Genomic DNA, 23147 nt, shown 5'->3' with positions numbered 1-23147 from the left:
ACCGTAGCGAGCGGTTCAAGTTCGGTTTGAGTAGCGGAGCTGTGCGGATGCACAGTGAGCAACGGAGAGCCGAAATTGGGCCGCGCAGTAGGTTTATGGAGGCATCGTTTATTTGACTGCGCCAAAGGTCATACCTTGGACCAGTTGTTTCTGGCAAAACCAGCCCAGCGCCATGATGGGCGCGATGGCCATCAGCGAAGCGGCCGACAATTTGGCCCAGAACAGGCCTTCCGGGCTCGAATACGAGGCGATGAGCCAGGCCAGGGTGCCCGCGTTGGAGGCGCCCAGGTTCAGCGACCAGAACGATTCATTCCACGACCACACCATGCACACGAGGGCCGTGGAGGCGATGCCGCCCACGGACAGGGGCAGCACGACGTGGCGGAACTCGTCCCACACGGTGGCGCCGTCCATGCGCGAAGCCTCCAGGATTTCGCGCGGCAGCTCCTTCATGCTCGTGTACAGCAGCCAGATCATGATGGGCAGGTTCATCAGCATGAACATGATGGTCAGGCCGATGCGCGTGTCGAGCAGGCCGAAGTACTGGTAGCAGATATAGATGGGCATCAGGGCGCCCACGCCGGGCATGTAGCGCGAGCTGAGCATGAATTTCAGCAAGCCGATGGTGCCGCCCGTGGGAAAGAAGGCCATCGAATAGGCGGCCGGGATGGCGATCAAGAGGCCGATGGCGGTGGACACCACGCTGGTAAACAGCGAATTCCACGCGTAGCCGAAGTAGTTGTCGCGCGCCAGCACTTCGCGGAAGCTGTCGAAGGTGGGCGTGAAGAACAGCAGGGGCGGCGTGGAAATGGCTTGCCCTTCCGTCTTGAAGGCCATCAGGCCCAGCCAGAAGATGGGAAAGAACAGCAGCAGCGCGCAGAGCCAGGCGGCGGCCGTGCGGCTATAGAGATGAAGTTTGCTATGCATCAAGGTCTCCTTATTTCGACAGATTCTTGCCGATGACGCGCATCAGGAAGAAGGCGGCGATGTTGGCGATGAGCACGGCGAACAGGGCACCGGCCGAGGCCGCTCCCACGTCATACGACAGCAGTGCCTGCTGATAGATCATGAAGGTGATGGTGGTCGTGTCGAAGCCGGGACCGCCGCCCGTGGTGGTAAAGATTTCCGCAAAGATCGACAGCAAAAAGATCATCTCGATCATCAGCACCACCGAGACGGCGCGGCCCAGGTGGGGAATGTAGAGGTAGCGCAACTGCTGCAGATAGGTGGCGCCATCCATGCGCGCCGCTTCCAGCTGCTCGCGGTCCATCGATTGCAGCGCCGTCATGAAGATCAGGCAGGCGAATGGCAGCCATTGCCACGAGACCATCATGATGATGGAAAACAGCGGGTGGGCCGACAGCCAGTCGACGGGCGTGGCGCCAAAGAATAGGCTGATCTGCGCGAACAGGCCGTAGATCGGGTTGAGCAGCATGTTCTTCCACATCAGGGCATTCACGGCCGGCATGACGAGGAAGGGCGAGATCAAGAGCACGCGCACGATGGCGCGTCCCGGGAACGCTTCATTGATCAGCAGCCCCAGCGCCGTGCCCAGCACCACCGTGATCAGCATGACGGAAAACAGCAACGTGAACGTGTTCTGCAAGGCCGGCAGGAACGCGGCATCGGTAAAGAAAAAGTGGAAATTGGCCAAACCATGGAAAGGATGGCCGCTCGGATCGAGCATGGAATAGCGCACGAACGCGTAATACAGGGTGATCAGCAAGGGGATCACGGAAATGACGGAGACGGCAAGCACGGCCGGCGTCAGCAAAGTCCGGGGGATAATGCGTTTCATAATGTTCTCTTGGGACGTGAGGTGAGTGATCTAGCGCAATAGCAAGGCCGGTCACATCACCTGTGTTACAAACCAAACAGCACAGCAAAGATGCCTGACAAAACCGTAGCGAGCGGCAGTGATTTGTGGCCGAGAAGCGCAACCGTACTCTAGTACGGTGAGCATCGCCGGCCGCAAAGCGCGACGCGCAGTAGGTTTGGTCAGGCTATCCTCTTACTTGTAATAGCCGCCCTTGCGCATCTCGCGTTCAGCCGTCTGCTGCGACAATTCCAGCGCCTGGTCCACCGTCACCTTGCCCAGCAGCGCTGCCGCCATCTGCTGGCCGGCCGCCACGCCGATCACCTGGAATTCGGGAATCGAGGCGAATTGCACGCCCACGTACGGCGATGGCGGCAAGGTGCTTTGCACGGCGCGCGTGGTGGCCAGGGCCTTGCCTTCGGCGGCGGCAAATTTCGCCACCTTCTGGAACTCGGGGCTCGCATACGTCGACTTGCGCGTGCCCGTCGGCACGTTGGCCCAGCTCGTTTCCTTGGCCACCAGTTTCACGTAGTCGGGCGAGGTGGCCCAGTTGATGAAGCGTTGCGCTTCATTCGGGCGCTTCGAGCTCGACGGGATGGCGAGCGACCAGATCCACAGCCAGTTGGCACCCCGCTCCGTCACGCCCACAGGGGACTGGGCAAACGCCACCTTGTCGGCCACCTTGCTTTGCTTGGGATCCGTGATGAAGGAGGCGGCGATCGTCGCATCGATCCAGATGCCGCACTTGCCCTGGTTGAACAGCGCCAGGTTTTCATTGAAGCTGTTGGCGGCCGCGCCCGGCGGACCGTATTTCTTCATCAGGTCGACATACATGGTGACCGCGTCCTTCCATGGCTTGCTGGTAAATTGCGGCTTCCATTGCATGTCGAACAGCTGGCCGCCATAGGAATTGGCCATGGTGGTGATGAGTGCCATGTTGTCGCCCCAGCCCGGCTTGCCGCGCAGGCAGATGCCGTACACGCCGTTGGCCGGATCGTGCAGCTTGGCCGCCACGTCGCGCAGCTGGTTCCAGGACGGACGGTCCTCGATCGTCACGCCCGCCTTTTTGACCAGATCGCTGCGGTACATGATCATCGAGCTTTCGCCGTAGAACGGCGACGCGTACAACTTGCCGTCGCCGGACAGTCCTTCGCGTATGGCCGGCAGCAAGTCGTCGATATCGTATCTGGCGTCCGGCTTGATGGGGATCAGCCAGTTTTTCTTGCCCCAGATGGGCGTTTCATACAGGCCGATGGTCATCACGTCGAACTGGCCGCCCTTGGTGGCGATATCGGTCGTCATGCGCTGGCGCAGGACGCCTTCTTCCAGGGTCACCCATTTGAGCTTGATGTCGGGGTTGGCTTGCTCGAAGAACTTGCCGAGCTTTTGCATTTCGATCATGTGGCCGTTGTTGACGGTCGCGATGACCAGGTCGGTGGCGGCAAAAGCGGACGAGCTGAGGCAGCCGGCGAACAGCGCGGCAATAGCGGAACGTTTCATTGTGTGTCTCCAGTGTTTTTTGTCGTTGGCAATGCTCAGGTACTTGGCACCACGACCACAATGTAGCACCGGACTTTGATACTTTCTGATACTCCAAAACCGCAATTCGATACTCCTTTGCAAGCCCACTATGCGCCAGAGTATCGATATTGGATAAAAACAACACTTTGAAAGAAAGTATCGCTACTTGTTCGATTTGTATCAGGGTGGTTAAAAAAGCACTGCTAGACTTGGTTTTCGGCATTAGACCGTGTGCGGTGGCCGCCTCCCGGGGCGCCACCGCTACCACCTACATCTTTCTGGAGACCGCATGAATCGCACTGCACTGAAAACCTTGCCTGCCCTGCTCCTGGCCCTCGCCAGCGCTTCCGCCCTTGCCGACCCCATGTACCCATCCGACTCCGAAGGCTTCCACGGCTACCTGCGCGCCGGCGCCGGCAGCAATACGTCGGGCGACGGCGGTTCGCAAGGCTGCTTCGGCCTGGGCGGCAACACCATGAAATACCGTCTGGGCAATGAGTGCGACGCCTACACGGAATTCGGCTACACCAAGTCCGTCGCCAAGTCCGGCGGCGTGAACTACCTGGCCACTATCTGGGTCAACGCTTACGCGCCAAACTCGGATTTCGGCGACAACAAACTGGGCATCGTCAAGGCCTATGTCGAAGCGCAGGGACTCGATTTCCTGAACGGCGGCACGGCCTGGATCGGCAAGCGCTTCTACTACCGTCCTGACATCCACATGCTGGACTTGCAATACATCAACATGAACGGCACGGGCGCCGGCCTGGACCGCATTCCTGCTGGTCCGGGTAAATTCTCGTATGCCTTCTTCAAAGACAACGACGTCAAGGTCGCGTTGCCGAACGGCGGCGTCAACACCAAATCGGCCGTGCGTCAGAACTTCATCTTTGGCGAGATTCCCGTCAATGAAAACGGCACGCTGGACCTGGCCGCCACCTACATCATCGGCGAAGGCAAGGATGACGTCGCCACTGGCAAGCGCAATAACGGCTGGCAGCTGTCGGCCTTCCACCGTCAAGGTAAAGTGTTTGGCGGCGGCAATACCTTTGGCGTGCAGTACGGCGTCGGTCCCGGCACTGGCCAGGGCGCGCAGTTCGGCGCTTCGGGCGACACCAATTTCGGTTCGGACGTGAAACGCACGCGTATCTTCAATGACATGGCGATCCAGCCGATGGCCAACTTCGGTATGGAATTCGTCGCCCTGTGGCAAAAAGACGAGTCGAACGCCAAGGGTTCCTCGACCTGGACCTCGGTCGGCGTGCGCCCTGTGTACGCATTCACCGACAACTTCAAGCTGGTGGGCGAACTGGGCACGGACCGCGTGACGCAAGCGGGCGGCCTGCCGGCCAAGCGCCTGACCAAGCTGACCATCGCGCCGACGATCTCGGCCGGCCCTGGCCTGTGGTCGCGTCCTGAACTGCGCGCTTTCGTGACCTACGGCAAATGGAACGATGCGGCCACCGCCTCGGTCAACGCGTCGAACAACGGCGGCCCGATCTATAACAACAACACCAGCGGCACGTCGTATGGTTTCCAGGTGGAGACGTGGTTCTAAGCTGAAACAACCCAGAAGCAAAGGCTGGGGTCAGTCACTGCGTGATTGGAATGTTCCCCATTGGGTAACATTCCCCCGACGGGTCTGACCCCGAAAAAAGGGCGGAACCGCAGTTCCGCCCTTCCCTGTTTACACTACCGGATTCAACTTAAGGCAAGGCCACCGGCAATTCCGGATACTCTTGCGTCAGCGCATACTTGGTGCCGCCCACGGTGACCGTGTAGTTGGCCGGCCCCGAGATCGGCAAGCGGTAATTCAGGGTCAGCGCCACGGAGCCGCCCGGCGCCAGCGATTGCCAGGCGGGAATCGCAAAGCGGGCCCGGTTGTAGTTCTTCGTGAAGCCGCCGATATTGTTCGGCCCCGTGTAGCCGGCGTTAATCACCGTCAAGCCGAAACCGGACTGGTCGCTCATGTCCGACGGCGCCGAGACGGGATAGTCGAACTCCACGACAGTGCCGCCCGGCAGGGTCGACGTCGTATTGTTCTTCACCGTCATCACGGGATTGATGGGGAAGTTGTTGTCGCCCAGCTTCCAGCCACCGAGGCTGATGCTGACGTTGGCCGCCGTGGCCGGCATGGCGATTTCGGCACGCTTGTTGCCATACACGCCAGCCGTGCGGAAGGCCTGGTACAAGACGTCCGTCAGGGTGGTGCCCATGAAATACTCGCCCTTGCCGCCATTGCGCGTGGCATCCCAGGCATAGTCGCCCGCCATTTCCCAGATCATCACGCCGCCGATATTGTTGTTGACGATGTACTGGGCCTTGGCCGCGATCGATTGCGTGGTTTCCGTGGAAATGAACACTTTCTTGGTCGCATTCCACAGCCACGGCGCCACCATGGTGCTGCTGTAGTACGACACGTACGTGCCCACCAGCGCCTTGTCCGTGACTTTATACGCGTCCAGGTAGCTCGGCACGATGCCGTTCTGCAGGTTCAGCGCATGCCAGATGGGGTTGCCGCCGCCCGGCGTGGGCTTGCCTTGCGAGTCGAGGTCGAACCACACGTTGTCGATGCCGGTCGCGCCCGTGCCGCACGTCTTGGTGCCGGCGCAGGTGACGGTGGAGCTGATCAGCGGCGTCGTGCCCCACAAGCCATTCGTGCCGCCCGTGACATCCTTCCAACCCCGCGTGTAGAACGGCACGCCGATATTGATGCGCCCCGCCTGCATGGCGCCCCGGTAATAACGGTAGGCCCAGTCCGTGTTCAGGTAACCGATGTTCTGGAACTGGTAGGCGTTACCGGCACGCAATTCACCATCGTTGCCGTCGTCAAACAGCGCCGCGTTCGGTCCCACATACTGGTTCCACGCGCCGTGCAAGTCATAGCTCATCAGGCTGGCGTAATCGAGATATTTTAATCCCGACATATTTTCCTCGCCACGCAAGACCCAGCCCGAGGCGGAGCCGGCGATGGTCAGCAGATAGTATTTATTGTCCTGCACGGCCGCTTCATCGAGCTTCTGGCGCAGCACTTTCAGCAGCACGTTGTAGCTTGTCATCAGGCCGGCCAGGCGCGGTTTCGAGACGGCGAAGTCGTTCGGATTGCCCGCTTCATTGTTGGTGGTCGGGTGTTCGTAATCGACATCGACACCATCGAAGAAGTTGTACTGGCGCACGAAGGCCACCATGGAATCGGCCAGGGTATTGATGCCGGCCGTGTTGACGCTGCCGTCCGCGTTCGTCGTGGCCGTGTAGAAGCCGCCGCTGCCGGCCCAGCCGCCCACGGAAATCATCAGTTTGACGCCCGGATACTTCTTCTTGTATTGCGCCAGCAAGTTGAAGTGGCCCTTGTATGGCAAGGACGGGTCCATGGCCGCCGCCGGCACGTTCGGCCACGTCAGGCCCGTGTCGGGATTGGCCGCGCCGCTGCCGATGGCGATTTTTGACGTCGCCGGGTCGACCGAGGCGAACGCATAGTTCAGGTGGGTGATCTTGTCCCACGGCAGGTTGTTCACCAGGTAAGTCGGGCTGCCATCGACACCCGTGCGCCAGCTGGCGAAATAGCCGACGATGCGCCGGTTCAAGCCATTGCCCAGCACTTCGCGGCCATTCGCGTCATACACCTTGCAATATGGCACATTCGGCACGGCCGAAATCAAGCCGTCCGGGCGGCAAGCCGTGGGTGTCGGTATCGGTGTCGGTGTCGGTGTCGGTGTCGGTGTCGGTGTCGGCGTTGGCGTTGGCGTCGGTGTCGGTGTCGGTGTCGGTGTCGGCGTCGGGGTTGGCGTATCCGTCACGGCCCACGGGCCCCACTGATCGGCGGCGCTGGGGACATTGCCCTGCGTCCACCACTTGGCCTTGTAGGTGACGCCCTGGTACAGCACGCACTGGCCGCCCGTGTAGACGGTGGCGGCATCCCAGACGGCGCACGCTTCCACGGCGGCAAGCAGGGTGTTTGGCGTGGCGGTCGTGCCTTCCTGGCCGCCACCGCAAGCGACGAGCACGCCGCTGAGCAGGGCCATCAATAATGCATTCGATTTCATGTCGTGTCTGTCTCCGTTATGGTTGTACGGGTTGTACATTGAGCTTGTTGCAGGCCCCTGAAGGGGCTCTTGTCAACTGTGATCCCTGGCCGGCTTTCTTGCACTTGCAGCTACTGCAACTTCACATTCCAGTTGGCTTCCACGCATTTCACGTAGTTCCCGGCCAGCAAGGCGCTGTACGGGGTTTGATAGCTGACCAGCTGGCATTGGTTCTCGCCACCGGCGCTCCAGTTCTTTTCCCAATAGATGTTGTAGGAAGCGGAACTGGCCGGGGTGAAGCGTTGCATGTTGGCGCAAGACAATTGTTCGCCGGAATAATCCCAGCCCATGTCGGCGGCAAACTGCTTGTAGTAATCGATGCGGTTTTGCGCGGCCTGCTTTTCCGTGCCCTGCCCGCATTCGGCGTTGATGATCATGATGGTGGTGGCAAAGTTATTGCCCGCGCCCGCCGTCGTGTCGGCCGCGTTCGGTACCCACGTGCCGTCGAGCACATGCAGCATCGACGGTTTCGGCGGTTGTGGATAGACAAAGAAGAACGTGGCCGACGCCAGGTTCAGCCAGGTCGACGCCACCAGGTCCGGGTTCTTCAGCAACACGGACTGGTCGCCGTCATGCATGGCTTGCGAAAATGGACCGTAGTTGTAGTTGTAGGACAGCTGCTTGGCGCCGCGGCCGAAATATTTCTTGAAGCTGCCGTCGGCGTTCTTGCCGCAGGTCCACACCTTGTTGAAGACGGGATCGGCGCACTCGATGTTGTAGCCGCAGCCGGCGCCCGTCTCGTCGCAGCCCAGCTCGCGCAAATACTTCAAGCCCTGGCGCCATTGCGGCAGCGGGCTGCTGGCGTTATGGTCGCCCGTCTCCTGTCCGAAGTGGGCGAACATGGTGGCCAGGCTGTGGCGGCAGATGGCGTCCGCATTGCGCCCGTCGCTGTAGTCGTCGCACACGGCGGGGAACTTGGCCACGGCCTGCAGGAAGCGCTGGTAGGTGTAGCTGGCGTCGCGCGCGGCAAAATAATAATCCCACTTGGCCGCCGGCAGCAGGCGCTCGACCCGCTTGACGTTGAGCGGATTGCCGGCCAGGCCAGGCTGCACGGCGTCGACGGCCGCATTGCCCAGGGTGCGGATCGAGGCCTTGACCTTGCGGAAGAAATCGTTGTTCGTCAGCGCCGCCTCGTTCGCCTCGGCCTGGGCCTTGGTGGGAATGCCGGGCGTTGGCGTTGGCGTTGGCGTCGGCGTCGGCGTGGGAGTCGGTGTCGGCGTGGTGGTATCGAGGCTCCACGGTCCCCACTGGTCGCTGCTCGGGGCCGTGCCCTGCACCCACCATTTGGCCCGGTACACCTTGCCGTCATACACGGCGCACTGGCCCGCCGTGTAGACGGCAGCGGCGCTCCAGGCCGCGCAACTGTCGCTGGCGGCCGAGGCGGCCAGCAGTGTCGATGGGGGTTCGGTGGTGGAATTGCCGCCGCAAGCGAGCAGCGCGCTGCCCAGCAGGCCAGCCATCAAAGGCGAGGCCAGCCGGCTAATTTGCCGTGTCTTCACAATGTCTCCTGAACGTTATACGAAAACTATCGAGGTAGCTTTTTATGTTGTACGTAAAGAAAGCACAGCGAAGCGTCGGCTTTCTGCATAGAGAATGCGACGCCCCAAATTGGTAGTCAAGTGGTTTTATGCAACGGTGTTTTTTACAATACCAGTGACTTCATGCGGTCCGGCCACGGTGCGCCAGGCGAAGAGTCAGGGAAGGGAAAAAAGGAGGATTGGCGCCAGCTGCCGGCAATACCGCGCCGGCAGCGGTGCGGCAAGTGGTATTAGCACTGCCGCACGTGTTTTCAGACCGCTGGCGTTGTCGCGCGTTGGTGCTGCGGATAATACAGCTCATAAAACCAGCCATACGCATCTTCGATCTGCGCCTGGATGCGCGGCGGTATCGCATGCGGCCTGGGCGCGCTGATGGTGGCTTGCTGGCGGTGCGTGTACTTCATCCGGTAATGGCTGTCGCTCTCCTGGATGCCCACCGCAAGATCATGCGGGTCGATCTGGAACGGTGCCAGGCCCAGCCACGCGTACAGGTGCGACATGCATTCCACCGGCCGCGCCATCAAGTCTTCGAAACGCACGAAATACAGCTTCTGCTGTACTTCGGCAGGCAGGTCCAGCACGGCATGCAGCGAGCTCAATGGGGCGCCGATGGTGCGGTCCTTGGCAAACAGCATGTCGGCACGGCCCAGGCGGTCGAAATCGGCCAGGTGGTCGACGAAGTCGAGCAGGATGGTGCGCTGGTGCTGCGCTTCGATGGAGCCGTAGACTTGCCCCAGCTCGCGCACGCAGACGATGATTTTCGCTTCCGGCGCCAGTTGCAGCAGCATCTCCACGCAATGCAGCCAGGCGCGGTTCTTGTCGACCACGCCCTGCTTCTCGCAATCCTGGTACCAGCCGCGCAAGAAACCCTGCATGGCCGTTTTCAGGTGGCCATAACTGGCATCGAAGGTGCTATCGAGCTGCGACAGGAAAAAGGCGTCGTCGCTGACCATGCGCCGCATGCCCAGCAAGGCGTTGCACAGCGGGGAGCTATTGCCTTCGCAATGCAGGTCGGGATGCTGCGCCAGCAACTGGCACAGCAAGGTGGAACCGGCGCGTGGCAGGCCGGCCACGCCGATGAAATGGGATGTCATGCAATTGTACTTTCTGTTCAGCGCTGCTCTTCAGAAGGAGGGGGTGCAGCAATTATAAGAGCGCGGCAACGACGCACCGGTAAAAAAATGCCGCTTCGGAACACGAAGCGGCATCTCCGGCGCCACCATGCGGCGACGCCGCGTGCCTTACTGGCTGTCCTGGCGCGTGCCGACGGAAACTTCGACCGGCAGGCGCAAGCCGCTATCGACCACGCTCAGGCGCAGCCCCGGAAGGACATTGTTGACGACATTGCCGGCCAGTTGCACCACCGGTGCGCTGCCTGCGCCGCCCTTCTCCGCGTCGCGCGGCGCATCCTGCGTGGCGGCAGGCTTGCCAGGCGCCGTCTCGCCACTGACGATCATGTCGGCCTGCACCATATTGCCCTGCGATGGCGCCACGGCGACAGCCGCGATCACATTCGCGACAGCGCTTTGCAGCGCTTCCGTCGGATTGACTTTCAGCACGCCGTCTACATAGTTCAGGGCGTAATTGTTCGACGCCTGGCCCGATGCCGATACCAGATAACTGCCTGCCGCGGAAGCCGTCGTCGCCGGCGTGCTGAACGCCAGGTTGCCGCTCACTTCAGACGCCAGCGTATCGCCACCGAGCAAGCCGCTGTAGCTGACGCGGAAATCGGGATTGGCGCGTCCCTGGTCTTTTTCAGCGTTATCGACTTTCACCGTCAGCGCCGCCCGCGAGATCGTGGCCGTCGTGCTGGCTGTGCCGTTGAACACATAATTGCCCGCATCCGCACCACTCAGGCGTATGCCGGCCACCGTCACCGTCTTGCCCACGCCCGCATTCTTGTCGCTGAACGTGCCAAGAATGGTGTCGGCGGCCAGACTCAAGGCGTCGCCGGCCACCATGCCACTAAAGCCGGCACCCGCCAAGTTCAGGCTGGCCGCCGTGCCACCGTCATACACCTTGTTGGCCGCCACGATACCAGTAATGGCGCTGATGGAGGCTGGCGTGATGCTGGCCGTCAAGCCGGTCGGGTTGCTGACCGTGTAGTTGCTGGCCGCACCGGAGCCGTCGAGCAAGGTCGTGCCGCTGACCGTCACGGCCTTCGCGTTGCCCGCGTTCTTGTCGGCAAACGCCGCCGTCTGGCCGCCGATGGCCAGGGTTTCGTCGCCCACCAGGCCGCTCAGGCTGCCGCCGATGAGCTGCGCCACCGCATTGCCATCGTAGACCTTGTTGCCGGCCACCTGCCCCGTCACCGTCAGGGCTTTCGGCGTGATATCGGCCACGCCGCTGGACGTCGCGCTGACCAGCGTGTAGTTGCCCGCATCCGCGCCGCCCAGGGTGATGCCGCTGACATTGACGGTCTTGCCCGTGCCCGCATTCTTGTCGCTGAAGGTGCCGCTGCCGGCCATCGTCAGGCTGTCGCCGTTCACCATGCCATTGAAGGTCGCCGCGCCATTGAGCGCGGCCGTGGCCGAGCCATCATAGGTCTTGTTGTTGACGCCCACGTTCGTCACGCTGCCGATGCTGGCCTTGGCGATGTCGGCCACGCCGCTGGACGTCGTGCCGAGCAGATTGTAATTGCCCGCGTCCACGCCAGTCAGGGTGATGCCGCTGACGGCCACCGTCTTGCCCGTGCCGGCATTCTTGTCGCTGAACACACCATTGCCGGCGACGCTCAAGCTGTCGGCACCGATGATGCCGTCGAAGGTTGCCGTGCCATTCAGCGTGGCCGTGGCCGAGCCATCATACGTCTTGTTGTTGACGCTCACGTTCGTCACGCCGCTGATGTTGGCCTTGCTGATGTCGGCGTTCACGTTGCCCGGACTGGTGAACGTGTAGTTGCTGGCCAGGCCTGTGCCATCCTGCAAGGTCGTGCCGCTGATCGTGACCACCTTGCCCGTGCCGGCATTCTTGTCGCTGAAGGTGCCGACACCGCCGATGAAGTTCAGCGTTTCACCCGCGACCATGCCGCTCAAGGTACCACCCGACAAGACTGCCGCCGCCGTGCCATCGTAGACTTTATTGCCTGCAGTCACACCGGAGAGCGTGACGGCCTTGGGCGTGATACTGGCCGTGGCGCTGGCCGTATTATTGAGGAAGTCATAATTGACCAGATCGCTGCCGGACAAGGTGATATTGCTGATATTGACGGCTTTGTTGCTTCCCACGTTTTTGTCCGTGAACATGCCGTTCGCACTGGACAATTGCACGTCATCGCCAGCAATCTTGCCATTGATCACGGCCAAGCTGGCACTGAGACTGGCGCTGAAGTTGCCGTTATAGACCTTGTCATCGGCGCTCAAGCCAGTGATGCTGGTAATCGTTGCCTTCGCGATATCGCCCGTCAAGCCGCCAGGCGCGCTCAGCGTATAGTTGCCGGCCAGGCCGCTGCCATCGCTCAAGGTCACGCCGCCGATCGTAATGGTCTTGCCCGTTCCCGCGTTCTTGTCGCTGTAGCTGGCGCCCTGCACGGTAAAGCCCAGGGTTTCCGCATTGACCAGGCCACTCAAGGTGCCGCCGGTCAGGTTCGCACCGGCTGTGCCGTCGTAAACTTTATTGTTGCCGCTCAAGCCCGTCAAGGTCAGGGCCTTCGGCGTGATGCTGGCCGTTCCGGCCGACGAACTGCCAACCGTGTAGTTGCTGGCCAGGCCCGTGCCATCGCCCAGGCTGGCGCCCGTCACGGTGACGACCTTGCCATTGCCCGCATTCTGGTTATTGAAGACGCCGGTTGTGCTGTTCAAGACCAGCGTTTCCCCATTCACCAGACCGTCCAGGGCGCCGCCCGTGATCGCCGCCGTGGCGTTGCCATCATAGGTCTTGTCCGCCGCCGTCGCACCCGTCACCGTCAGGGCCTTCGGCGTGATGTTCGCCGTTCCGGCCGAGGAACTGCCGACCGTGTAGTTGCTGGCCAGGCCCGTGCCATCGCCCAGGCTCCCGCCGGTGATGGTGACGGCCTTGCCATTGCCCGCGTTCCGGTTATTGAAGACACCGCTGGCGCTGTTCAAGACCAGCGTTTCGCCATTCACCAGGCCGCTCAGGGCGCCGCCCGTGATCGCCGCCGTGGCATTGCCGTCATAGGTCTTGTCCGCCGCCGTCGCGCCCGTCACCGTCAAGGTCTTCGGCGTGATGTTCGCCGTTCCGGCCGACGAACTGCCGACCGTGTAGTTGCTGGCCAGGCCCGTGCCATCGCCCAAGCTCCCCCCCGTGATGGTGACGGCCTTGCCATTGCCCGCATTCTGGTTATTGAAGACGCCGCTGGCGCTGTTCAAGACCAGCGTTTCCCCACCGACCAGACCGTCCAGGGTGCCGCCCGTGATCGCCGCCGTGGCGCTGCCATCATAGGTCTTGTCCGCCGCCGTCGCGCCCGTCACCGTCAGGGCCTTGGGCGTGATGTTCGCCGTTCCGGCCGCCGAACTGCCGACCGTATAGTTGCTGGCCAAGCCCGTGCCATCGCCCAGGCTCCCGCCGGTGATGGTGACGGCTTTGCCATTGCCCGCGTTCTGGTTATTGAAGACGCCGCTGGCGCTGTTCAAGACCAGCGTTTCGCCATTCACCAAACCGCTCAGGGCGCCGCCCGTGATGGTCGCCGTGGCGTTGCCGTCATAGGTCTTGTCCACCGCCGTCGCACCCGTCACCGTCAGGGCTTTCGGCGTAATCACCAGGCCGCCATCGATATAGCTGATCGCATAGCCGCCCTGGCCGCCGGAAGCGTACAGGCCGCTGGCCGACACGCCATACGTGCCCGCATTCACGGCGCCAGCGGCATTGCCCGCATACACAGGCGTGCCCAGCAGGCTGGCGCCTGCCACCGTGTTCGAGTAGCTGACGCTGTTGCTGCCGCCAGCATAGGCCACGCCGTCATACACCTTGCTGTCGAAGGACACGCGCACGGCGATCTGTTTCATGAAGGAACGCAGGAAAGGCCCACTCTGTCCATCGTAGACCACCCACATCTGCGCCAGTTCCCAGCCGGCGCCCGTGTAATTCGACAGATTCTTCAGCTGCGTCGTCGTCATGCCCGTACCGCCCGCGCTGGCCGCCTGGCCGCTGCTTTGCGTGTCCCAGTAGCTGCCCGTGACGCTGCCCGCACCGGCGCCCACCAGGCCGCCCACATTGCTGGAACCGCTCACGCTGCCGTTCGCATAGCTGTTGGCGACGCTGCCGCCATTGCTGCCCACCAGGCCGCCAACGGCGCTGGTGCCGCTCACGGCGCCGCTGGCATAGCTGTCCACCACCGTGCCCGTATTGCTGCCCACCAGACCGCCGCCGGTGGAAGTGCTCGTCACGTCGCTGGTGGCAAAGCTGCCGCTGATCGTGCCCGCATTGCTGCCGGCCAGCGCGCCCACATTGGTGCCGCCCGCCACGCTGCCGCCGGACAGGCCCACATTCGCCACCTTGCCCGCGCTGCCGATGGCGCCGAACAGGCCCACATCGCTCACGCCCGCCTTGGCGATGTTTAGGCTGGAAATGATATGGCCGGTGCCGTCCAGGCTGCCCGTGAAGGCCGAAGCCGCCGTGCCGACAGGAATGAAACCTGTCGTTCCCCATACATCGTTGCCATTGGCCGCCGTCGTGGCGGCGCTGAAACTGCTGCCCAGCGTGTAGCTGGCCGCTTTATTCATCGTCATCAATTGCAGCTGGTGCGCCGAATTGATGGTATTCGACCATTCCGACGCCAGCATGGGGCGCGTGCCGGCGGTCGCACCATTGATCGAGCCATCGCCGCTGACGAGGACCCAGTTGTTGCCCGTCGCGCCGCCCGTGGTCGTGAAATTGAAGCCCACATAATTACTCGATACCAGCATCTGCGCCGTGCTCAGCCCTTGCGCATTCGAAGTGGCGCCATTGAAGCTTTGGCCGATGCCATTCAGGCTGGAGTTAATCGTGCTGTCAAAGTAGGCACGGTTGACGCTACCGCCGTTATGCTCGCCGACGATGGCGCCGACGCTGGCGCCGCCGCCCGTCACTTTGCCCGTCGTATACACATTCGTGATGACGCCGCCCACGTTATAGCCGACGATGCCGCCTGCCAGCCCGGTGGTCTGCACGTCGCCCGTCGCGTAGCTGTTGTTCAAGGTTCCGCGCAACAGCCCTACCAGGCCGCCGACATAGCCGCCGGTGGAAGTCACCTTGCCTGTCGCATAGCTATTGCTGATGATGGCGCCGGCGTCGTTGTTGATTCCCACCAGGCCGCCGGCACTGCCCGAGGCGTTCATCGCGCCTGTCGCATAGCTATTGGTGATCGTGGCATTGTTAAAACTGACCAGGCCACCACCATAGTTGGCTCCCGCGTTAACGGTGCCCGTTGCATAGCTATCGCTGATCGTGCCGGAATTGTTGACAACCAGCCCGGCAGCAACGTAGCGCGTGGAGCTGGTGGTGGCGGAGCTGGAACTGCTCTTGATCAAGCCGCCCGCAGCGTTGAGGCCGACAAAACCGCCTGCAGCGCCATAGCCGCCCGGTCCGGGATCACCGGCGGAGACCACGGTGCCGGAGACGCGGCTATTGCTGATCGTGCCGGCATTGATGCCGACCAGGCCGCCCAGATTGACGTAACCGGAGCCACTCACGGCGCCGCTGCTGTACACGTTATCGATCTTGCCGTTGTTGACGGAAGCCAGCGCGCCTATGCCCGCATAGGTGCTGCTATAGGTGGCGGCCGATCCGGCAACGCTCACGCCGCTCAAGCTCAGGTTGCGCACGGCAGCGGCGGCGCCGATATTGCCGAACATCCCGACGGGCACTTCAGGGCGGTTGATCGTCAATCCCACGATTTCATGGCCCAGGCCATCGAGCGTGCCCGTGAATGGCGTCGCATCGCTGCCGATGGGCGCGAAGCCCTTGCCGCCATCCCAGCCGGAGGTGCCGCGCGCGTCGATATTGCTACCCAGAACATACTTGCCAGACAAATTGCCTTGTATGCCCTGCACATCGTTGCCGCTCGTGCTGTTGAACGCGCCCAGGCTGTTGATGACCTGGTACACGGTCACGCTGCCATTACTGCCCAGCTTGGTGCTGAAATTGTTGCCCGATGGCAGATCGACTTCCGCCTTGACGTTGTACGTGGACTGATTGCCGGCGGCGAGCGCGCTCTGGCCGTATTCGAGGGCCAGGCTGGCCGTGCCCGCGCCGCGCATGGCCTTGTTGATGTTGATATTGTTTTGCGCCGTCAGGGTCAGCTTGTTGGCCGTCCAGTTGACGTTATCGTTGACGTTGATATTGCCCTGCGTACCGCCGGCGCCCGAGATGCTCTGGATCTGCACATTGCCGGACTTCAAGGAGTTACTGAGGAAGGCGCCCGTCATGTCGCCGCCGGACACGGCGATATTGAAGTCGGTCGGGTCGATCAGCCAGGTGCCGGACAGGCCATGTGGCGCGGCCGTCGTCACCTTCAGCGCATCGTCGATCTTGACGTGCGCGGCCGATGTATCGATGAAGCCGCCATTGCCGCCCGCGGGCGCGCTGGCGTCCAGCGTGCCGGCCGCGTGCACCGTGCCGCTTTGCATGTCGCCCAGCAACTTGATCGTGCCGCCGCGCGTGTCGATGCTGTGCGCCTCGATCACGCCCGTGTTGTTGACGACGGTTTTCAGCAGGTCGCCCGCCGCTTGCGCCGTCAAGACCACGCTGCCGCCATCGGCCTTGATCATGCCGCCGTTATTGACCAGCGCGCCCACGGCGCCCTGGTCCACCGCCACGTTCAGCAAGCCGTCGCCAGCCACGTCCAGGGTGATGGCGCGGCCCGCCGCCAGGGCAACCGAACCCAGGCGTGCCTGGATCGTGCCTTCGTTCGACACATTGGCACCCAGCAAGGCCACATAGCCGCCCGGCGCGTTGATGCTGCCCTGGTTCAGGACCTTGCCCGTGCCATTGCCTGAAAACTGGTACTTGCCGGCCATGAAGTCGGCGTTGGAAATATCCAGGGTGGACGCCACCAGGCCCGCCGTGTTGACGGACGCGCCCTGGCCGAACAGCACGCCATTCGGGTTGACGATGAACACCTTGCCGTTGGCCGACAAGTTGCCGAGGATGGTCGTGCCGTCGCTGCCCAGCACCCGGTTCAGCGCCACCGCGTTGCTGTTGGGCTGCTGGAACTGCACCGACTCGCCCTTGCCGATATTAAAGCTGGACCAGTTGATGACGGCATTCTGGCTGCCCTGCCTGATCACCGTGGCGCCCGGCGCGCCGTGGATGGAAGCATGGCCCGCCACCACCGTGCCGCCCACCGGTCCCGCCAGGGCCAGCGAGCCGTAACCGAGCATCAGCGCCGCCGCCATGCTCTTCAAGACGAAATGCGCCCCGCCCCCGCTGCATCCTGGCATCGAGCGCTTGCCGGCGGATTTGACGTTTTCGGAAACGGCGGCGTAAGCGCCGGTGGCCTGGTTCCAGATGGAGCGGTAGATGCGGTTCATGGCAATGTCCTGATGTTTTTATTGACGTAGTAATTTAGAAATATTTAATGGCTTGCAGCCAGAAACGGCCTGCCGCATCCGGTGCCGAGGTCGCCTTGGCATTGCCCAGCTTGTGCGCGTAATACGCCTTCAGCACGAGCGCATTGGCGCCCATCCACGTCACGCCCACGCCCGCCCCGCTCAGGGTGCGGCGGTTCTCGCCGGCGCTCCAGGCATCGCGGTTCAGCTTGACGGTGCCCGTGTCGGCAAACGCCAGCACCTGCAGCTGGCCGGGAAAGGCCGTGAACGCCGTCACGTTCTGACGCAGTTCCAGATTCAGCACATAGCCCTGGTCGCCATACGCCTCGCCGCCCGGATAGGCACGCACGCCGCCCACGCCGCCGATGCCCATCTTTTCAGAGACATCGAGGTTTTTCGACGCCGCCTGGCCGCTGATCACGCCGAACAAGCTCGTCTCGCCGCCCAGGCTTTGCACGCGCGCCGCGTTGAAGGCAAGCTTGTTGAAGTGGCCGTTGCTCTTCGCCGTCAGGCGGTCGAGCGCCAGGGCCTCCCGCGTCTCGATATCGATCTTGCCCGTGGTATACGTGACGGAATACGTGCTGACGCCACCGCCGCCCCAGCCATCCTTGCCGTCGCCATTCAGGTTCAGCATCCACACCTTGGCCTTCTTGTCGTTGACGGTGCCCGTCGATTCCGTGCGGTCCTGGAAAGTCTTGTCGTCATAGCTGACCTGCGCATACAGGTTGTTGCTGCGCGAGCGGATCAGCGGATAGCTGCCGTAGGCGCTGGCGATCTTCGCCGTGCCCTTGGCGTCGAGCACGGCAAATTCCTTGCCCAGCTTGTAGTCCATATAGGTGTAGGCGCCGCCCAGGCGCAGCAAGCCGGCCTGCCCCTGATAGGCCAGGCGGCCATAGTTCAAGCCGTCAGCCGACGTAAACGCGCGCATGGTGGCCACGTCGCCGATGCCGGCCAGTTCATTGATATTCAGGGTGGCGCCGATGCGGTTGCGGCCCGTGTAGCGGTTGCCCTGGTTATCGAGGTCGATGCTGCCGTTGAAGCGCGAGCCCGGCTGCACGTCGACGATCAGGTCGGACGCGCCCAGCGACGCGCCCGGTGCCAAGGTCGAGCTGACCTGCACGCCGGGCAAGTCCGACAGCAGCAGCAAGCGCCGCTCGAGTGGCGGCGTGGAAATCACTTGCCCGTCGAGGCCGGCCAGCATGCTGCCGGCCAGGCCATCGGACAGATTGCTCCGGTTGCGCAGTTGCACCTGGCCATACTGGCCCGGCAGCACGTGAATGGCGACGATGCCATCGTGGATGTCTTGCGCGGGCAGATACGCCTGCGCAAGGAAATAGCCGCGGTTCTGGTAATAGCTGGCGATGTTGGATGCCATGGCGCGCAATTCGCCCAGGGTCAGCTCGCTGCCAGGGACAAACCCTGTGGCGGCGACCAGTTCGCTCTCGGAGAAGACGGGCGGCGCCGTGATCTGCAGGCGCTGCACGGTGATGCGCGTGGTATCGCCCACCGTGGTGGCCGGCACATTGCCCTGCTGCACGCGGATGGCAGGCGGCGCTTTCGGCAACTGGGGCGCGGCGGGAATCTGCTGCAACTGGCTGCCGGAGCTCGGGGGATCGACGGCCCAGGCGGTCTGGATCAGCGCCAGCAAGGTCAGTGGAAGTAATTTGGTGTTCAAGGTCATCCTTTCAGGCGGCGCGCCCGCGCCAGGCACGCCGCTTCCGGCGGCACCGACGGGGAATACAAGAGCTGGAAGGTTAAATATTCTTTTGGCATCAATGTTAAATTTCACACCAATTGAAAAATAAAGTTCTCACCAGCAACATTGAACTATTTTAGCGCGTCATGAAAAGAGAAAAAACCTATTCGGGGGGCTGATGCACTCCATTGCTGCCGCCACAGCACGGGCAGTCCTAAAATCCGCAAATTCGCTTGGAAATGCGCATTTCCACTAAGAAATTCGTTGGCTTCTTGCAACAAAAATCCCGCAGTATGACTATCGGAATGCTACTTGCACAGTGAAAATATGTGCATTAGTAATAATTTATTGAAATTGTCGCAATATAAAACAATGTTATTATTTTGAGCACATTAATTCTCTTTCTATGACACAATTTCTTGCGTCGCGAGAGCATGTAACATTCTTGCAAAAATGAATTACCAATGAATTAATGTCAGCGATGGAAACGATTGAAGCGTACAGGCGTGACCACCAAGCGGCATGTCGGGCACGGAGCCGACATGCCGCTTGGCGGCGCGGGGGAAGAGAAGTGGAAGGCCTTACCTGGACAGCACGTATTTCGCCAGGGTCGCCGCATCGGCTACACTGAGCTGTGTAAATGGCGGCATGGGCACGGGGCCCCATTTGCCCGCGCCGCCACTGCGGATGTTGGCCGCCACGGCGGCGACGCCGTCCTTGCCCTTGTAACGGGCCGCCACCTCGGCAAAGCCGGGGCCGACCACTTTCTGGTCGAGGGCGTGGCAAGCCATGCAGCCGTTCGCCGCCAGCAAGCTTTTGAGATCCTTGCCGCCGGCGGCCGGGACAGCCGCTGCCACGGGTTTGGCGACGGCGGCGACAGGCTGGGCGGCGCCCCGCTCCGCGCCATAGGTTTTCACCAGGTAATCGACCATGGCCGGCACGTCCGCGTCGTCAAACTGGGCGCCGAACGGCTTTTTCATCTTCTTGACGGTCGCTTCCCAGTAGGCGCGCGGCGAGGCGGGCGGCTGGGTCGATGCGTACTGGGCCGCGTGGCACGTCATGCAGTTGCGCTGCACCAGCTGGTAGCCAGGCAATTCGCTGGGTTTGTAGGTCGCCGTTTCCGGCGGCAAATGGATTTCCAGCGCACACGCGCCGCCCGCCGCAGACAGTGCCAGCGCGGCAAATAATATCTTCATATGGTTCTCCTCAGACTGCGTCGATGCGCGTGGTTTCCACCACGTTGCGCATATAACCCATGGGATTCCACAGGGCTTTCATCGGCTGGCTCTGGCCGATGCGGTTGACGGCGCGCACCATCAGCACGTGCTTGCCCTTGCGCGGCGCCTTCATGAGCATCGTCCACTCGCGGAACGAAAAGCGTCCCAGGTCCTTGCCCAGCCTGGCTTCCTGCCAGGTCTGGCCGCCGTCCACCGAGACGGTCACCTCGCTGATGCCCTGGCCGCCATCGAAAGCGATGCCGCGCAGGGCCAGGTCGCGCCCCGCCTTCACTTGCGCGCCATCTTGCACGCTGGTGATGAAGGAGCGTACGTTGAGGCGGCTGATCGGCGTCGTCTTGCCCACGGGCGCACCAGGCTCGATGAAGCCGGAACCGTTGTCGGGGATGCGATAGCCGGTGCTCATCCAGAAGCCGTCGAATGGCTTGTCCAGCACGGTGATGTCGCTCAGGTGCTTGACCCAGTAGGTGCCGTAATACCCTGGCACGATCAGGCGCAGCGGGTAGCCGTTGAGGAAAGGAATGTCCTCGCCATTCATGGCCCAGGCCAGCATGACGTCGCCGGCCATGATGTGCTCGACGGACAAGGCTTTCTGAAAGTCGGGGCCGTCGCCCACGGGCGGCGTTTCCAGGCCGTTGAAGGCCACTTGCACGGCATTGGCCGCGATGCCGGCCTTTTCCAGCACGGTTTTCAGGGGAATGCCCGTCCAGCGGGCATTGCCCATGGCGCCATTGCCCAGCTGCCCGCCATTCGCGCGGGGTGCGAAAAAGCCGCGGCTATTGCCCGAGCATTGGGTGACGGCCACCACGTCGACGGGCTCGGCCAGCTGCTTCAGTTGCGCCAGCGACAATTCGAGCGGTGCCTTGACGAGGCCGGCGATGCGTAGCCGGTAGCTGTCGCCGTCTATGCTGGTGGGCAAGCCGCTCCAGTGGTAGCGCACGAAAAACGCGTCGTTGGGCGTGATCGCGCCCTCGTTGAACACGCTGAACGGCGTTTCCAGCTGCGGCGGTCGGCTGGTCAGCAGGATCAGCGGGCGCTTTTGCGGGAAGGCCACCAGTTCGCGCTCGCCATTTTCAAACGGCAAAGTGACGGAGGCGGCAAGCGCCGGGCCGGCCGCAGCGGCGGTGCCCAGGGCGGCCGTCGTGCGCAGGAAGCGGCGCCGGCTGGCAGGCAACAAGGTCGTGTCAGACATGTTTGAGCTCCACTTTGGTGTCGGCGGTGGCGCCGCCGTCGCGATCGTCGTTGACCAGCTTCTTGATGTAATACATGACGCTCATGATGACCACGCTCAGCAGGCCGAACCAGAACGACACGCGCTGCTCCGTATCGGACGACACGCTCATGGCGCCCAGAATCACCAGCATGGCAAAGATGGTGAAATACGTCAGGTAGGGAAACAGCCACATGCGCACCTTGATGCGTTCCGGGCATTCGCGTTCCAGGCGGCGGCGCAGGCGTAATTGAGAGATCGCAATGAGCAGGTAGACGAACAGGATCAGGATGCCGTAGGAATTGACGATGAAGGGGAACACCAGGTCGGCCGACACATACGAGACGGCAATGGCGAAGTAGGCGAACAGGGTACTGAACAGGATGGCGCGGATCGGCACGCCATTCTTGCTCAGCTTGACCAGGCCCGTGGGCGCGTCGCCGCGACGCGTCAACGCGAAGATCATGCGCGACGAGGCGTACAGGCTGGAATTCAAGGCCGACAGCACGGCCGTCAAAATGATGGCGTTCATGATGTGGGCCGCGTACGGGATGTTCATGACGGTCAGGGCGCTGACGAAAGGCGTGGCGATGGCCGGCGAATCCCAGGGCACGATGCAGACGACGACGAACATGGAACCGACATAGAACATCAGCACGCGCGTGATGACGGAATTGGTGGCGCGGGCGATGGCCTTGGCCGGGTCCGACGTTTCGGCGGCCGCGATGGTGACGATCTCGGCGCCCGAGTAAAAGGCCGTGGCGGCGACGGCGCCGCTGAGCACGGGACCCCAGCCGTGGGGCATGAAGCCGCCATTGCTGGTCAAAAATCCCAGGGTCGGAATGCTGTTGGGCAAGCTGCCCGTGATGAACAGGGCGCCGACAAACAGGAAGACGACGATGGCGACGACCTTGATCGAGGCGAACCAGAATTCAAATTCACCGAAGGCCTTGACGGAAAACAGATTCAGGATGGTCATCGACACGAGCAGCACCAGGCTGATCGACCACGACGGCACGTCGGGCAGCCAGAAGTTGACCAGCTTGGCGCCGGCAATGGCTTCCAGGGCCACGACGACGACCCAGAAATACCAGTACATCCAGCCGCTCATGAAGCCGAGGAATTTGGAGACCTTCGGCTTGTCGTCGAAGGCCAGGCGCGCATATTCGTAAAAGGAGCCGACCACGGGCAGGGACGAAGCCAGCTCGCCCAGCATGCGCATGATCAGGACGACCAGGCCGCCCGTGAGCAAGAAGGAAAGGATGGCGGCCGGGCCGGCGGCCTTGGCGATGACGCCGCTGCCGACGAAGAGGCCGGCGCCGATCACGCCGCCGATGGCGATCATGCTCATGTGGCGTTGCTTGAGCGAGTGCTGCAAGCCCGTGTTGTTGTGGTTGTCGCTAATCATTTTTGTCTCCTAGTAATATCTGAAGCTCGGTGCGCCCTGCCCTGCTGCGGCTCTGTTTCTGCCGCGCGGCTTTGTTTTATTTGAGCAACACCGTCAAGCAGCATCGATACATCATCAAATCAGTCTGGTTGGCTGCATGCCATAAGTCAATCTGG

12 protein-coding genes are annotated in these 23147 nt (G+C 62.2%); 1 reads left to right on the top strand and 11 read right to left on the bottom strand.

Features of this window, described 5'->3' with window-relative positions; genetic code table 11:
* Positions 1-108: 108 nt before the first annotated feature.
* The 3 genes from GCN78_RS20060 to GCN78_RS20050 form a co-directional block, all read right to left on the bottom strand.
* Positions 109-927 (bottom strand): carbohydrate ABC transporter permease, encoded by an 819-nt coding sequence (locus GCN78_RS20060; RefSeq protein ID WP_152253265.1) that lies wholly within the window; start codon positions 925-927, stop codon positions 109-111.
* A gap of 10 nt (positions 928-937) precedes the next feature.
* A complete protein-coding gene (locus GCN78_RS20055) occupies positions 938-1798 on the bottom strand; it encodes a carbohydrate ABC transporter permease (RefSeq protein WP_152253264.1) in 861 nt (286 codons plus the stop codon).
* A gap of 213 nt (positions 1799-2011) precedes the next feature.
* Positions 2012-3316 (bottom strand): ABC transporter substrate-binding protein, encoded by a 1305-nt coding sequence (locus tag GCN78_RS20050; RefSeq protein WP_152253263.1) that lies wholly within the window; start codon positions 3314-3316, stop codon positions 2012-2014.
* A gap of 310 nt (positions 3317-3626) precedes the next feature.
* Here GCN78_RS20050 and GCN78_RS20045 point away from each other — a divergent pair, with 310 nt between their 5' ends.
* Positions 3627-4895, top strand: coding sequence for a maltoporin (locus GCN78_RS20045; RefSeq protein ID WP_152253262.1), 1269 nt, complete (start codon positions 3627-3629; stop codon positions 4893-4895).
* A 148-nt stretch (positions 4896-5043) separates the two neighbouring features.
* Here the strand turns inward: GCN78_RS20045 and GCN78_RS20040 are convergent, their stop codons facing one another.
* The 8 genes from GCN78_RS20040 to GCN78_RS20005 form a co-directional block, all read right to left on the bottom strand.
* On the bottom strand, positions 5044-7380 hold the full coding sequence (locus GCN78_RS20040) for a chitinase C-terminal domain-containing protein (protein ID WP_152253261.1): 2337 nt from the start codon (positions 7378-7380) through the stop codon (positions 5044-5046).
* A gap of 110 nt (positions 7381-7490) precedes the next feature.
* Positions 7491-8918, bottom strand: coding sequence for a glycoside hydrolase family 19 protein (locus GCN78_RS20035; RefSeq protein ID WP_226939736.1), 1428 nt, complete (start codon positions 8916-8918; stop codon positions 7491-7493).
* Positions 8919-9208: 290 nt separating this feature from the next.
* Entirely contained in the window at positions 9209-10051 is an 843-nt protein-coding gene (locus tag GCN78_RS20030; RefSeq protein ID WP_152253260.1) for a sulfotransferase family protein, read from the bottom strand.
* Positions 10052-10198: 147 nt separating this feature from the next.
* The gene (locus GCN78_RS20025; RefSeq protein WP_152253259.1) at positions 10199-17425 is read right to left on the bottom strand and encodes a YDG domain-containing protein; all 7227 of its coding nucleotides are present in this window, start codon (positions 17423-17425) and stop codon (positions 10199-10201) included.
* Positions 17426-17459: 34 nt separating this feature from the next.
* Positions 17460-19118 carry a ShlB/FhaC/HecB family hemolysin secretion/activation protein gene (locus GCN78_RS20020; RefSeq protein ID WP_226939735.1) on the bottom strand — a complete coding sequence of 553 codons (1659 nt, stop codon included), beginning with the start codon at positions 19116-19118 and terminating at the stop codon, positions 17460-17462.
* Between the two features lie 602 nt (positions 19119-19720).
* Positions 19721-20335: a SorB family sulfite dehydrogenase c-type cytochrome subunit gene (gene sorB / locus GCN78_RS20015; protein WP_152253257.1), complete on the bottom strand. Its 615-nt coding sequence runs from the start codon at positions 20333-20335 to the stop codon at positions 19721-19723.
* 10 nt (positions 20336-20345) lie between these two features.
* Positions 20346-21566, bottom strand: a complete 1221-nt coding sequence (gene sorA / locus GCN78_RS20010) for a SorA family sulfite dehydrogenase catalytic subunit (protein WP_152253256.1) — start codon at positions 21564-21566, stop codon at positions 20346-20348.
* Positions 21559-22992 carry an amino acid permease gene (locus tag GCN78_RS20005; RefSeq protein ID WP_152253255.1) on the bottom strand — a complete coding sequence of 478 codons (1434 nt, stop codon included), beginning with the start codon at positions 22990-22992 and terminating at the stop codon, positions 21559-21561. The genes sorA and GCN78_RS20005 overlap by 8 nt, the downstream gene beginning before the upstream one ends.
* Positions 22993-23147: the final 155 nt, after the last annotated feature.

Source organism: Janthinobacterium rivuli, assembly GCF_009208735.1.
Taxonomy (GTDB): Bacteria; Pseudomonadota; Gammaproteobacteria; order Burkholderiales; family Burkholderiaceae_D; genus Janthinobacterium.
This window is presented reverse-complemented; position numbering and strand designations above follow the sequence as displayed.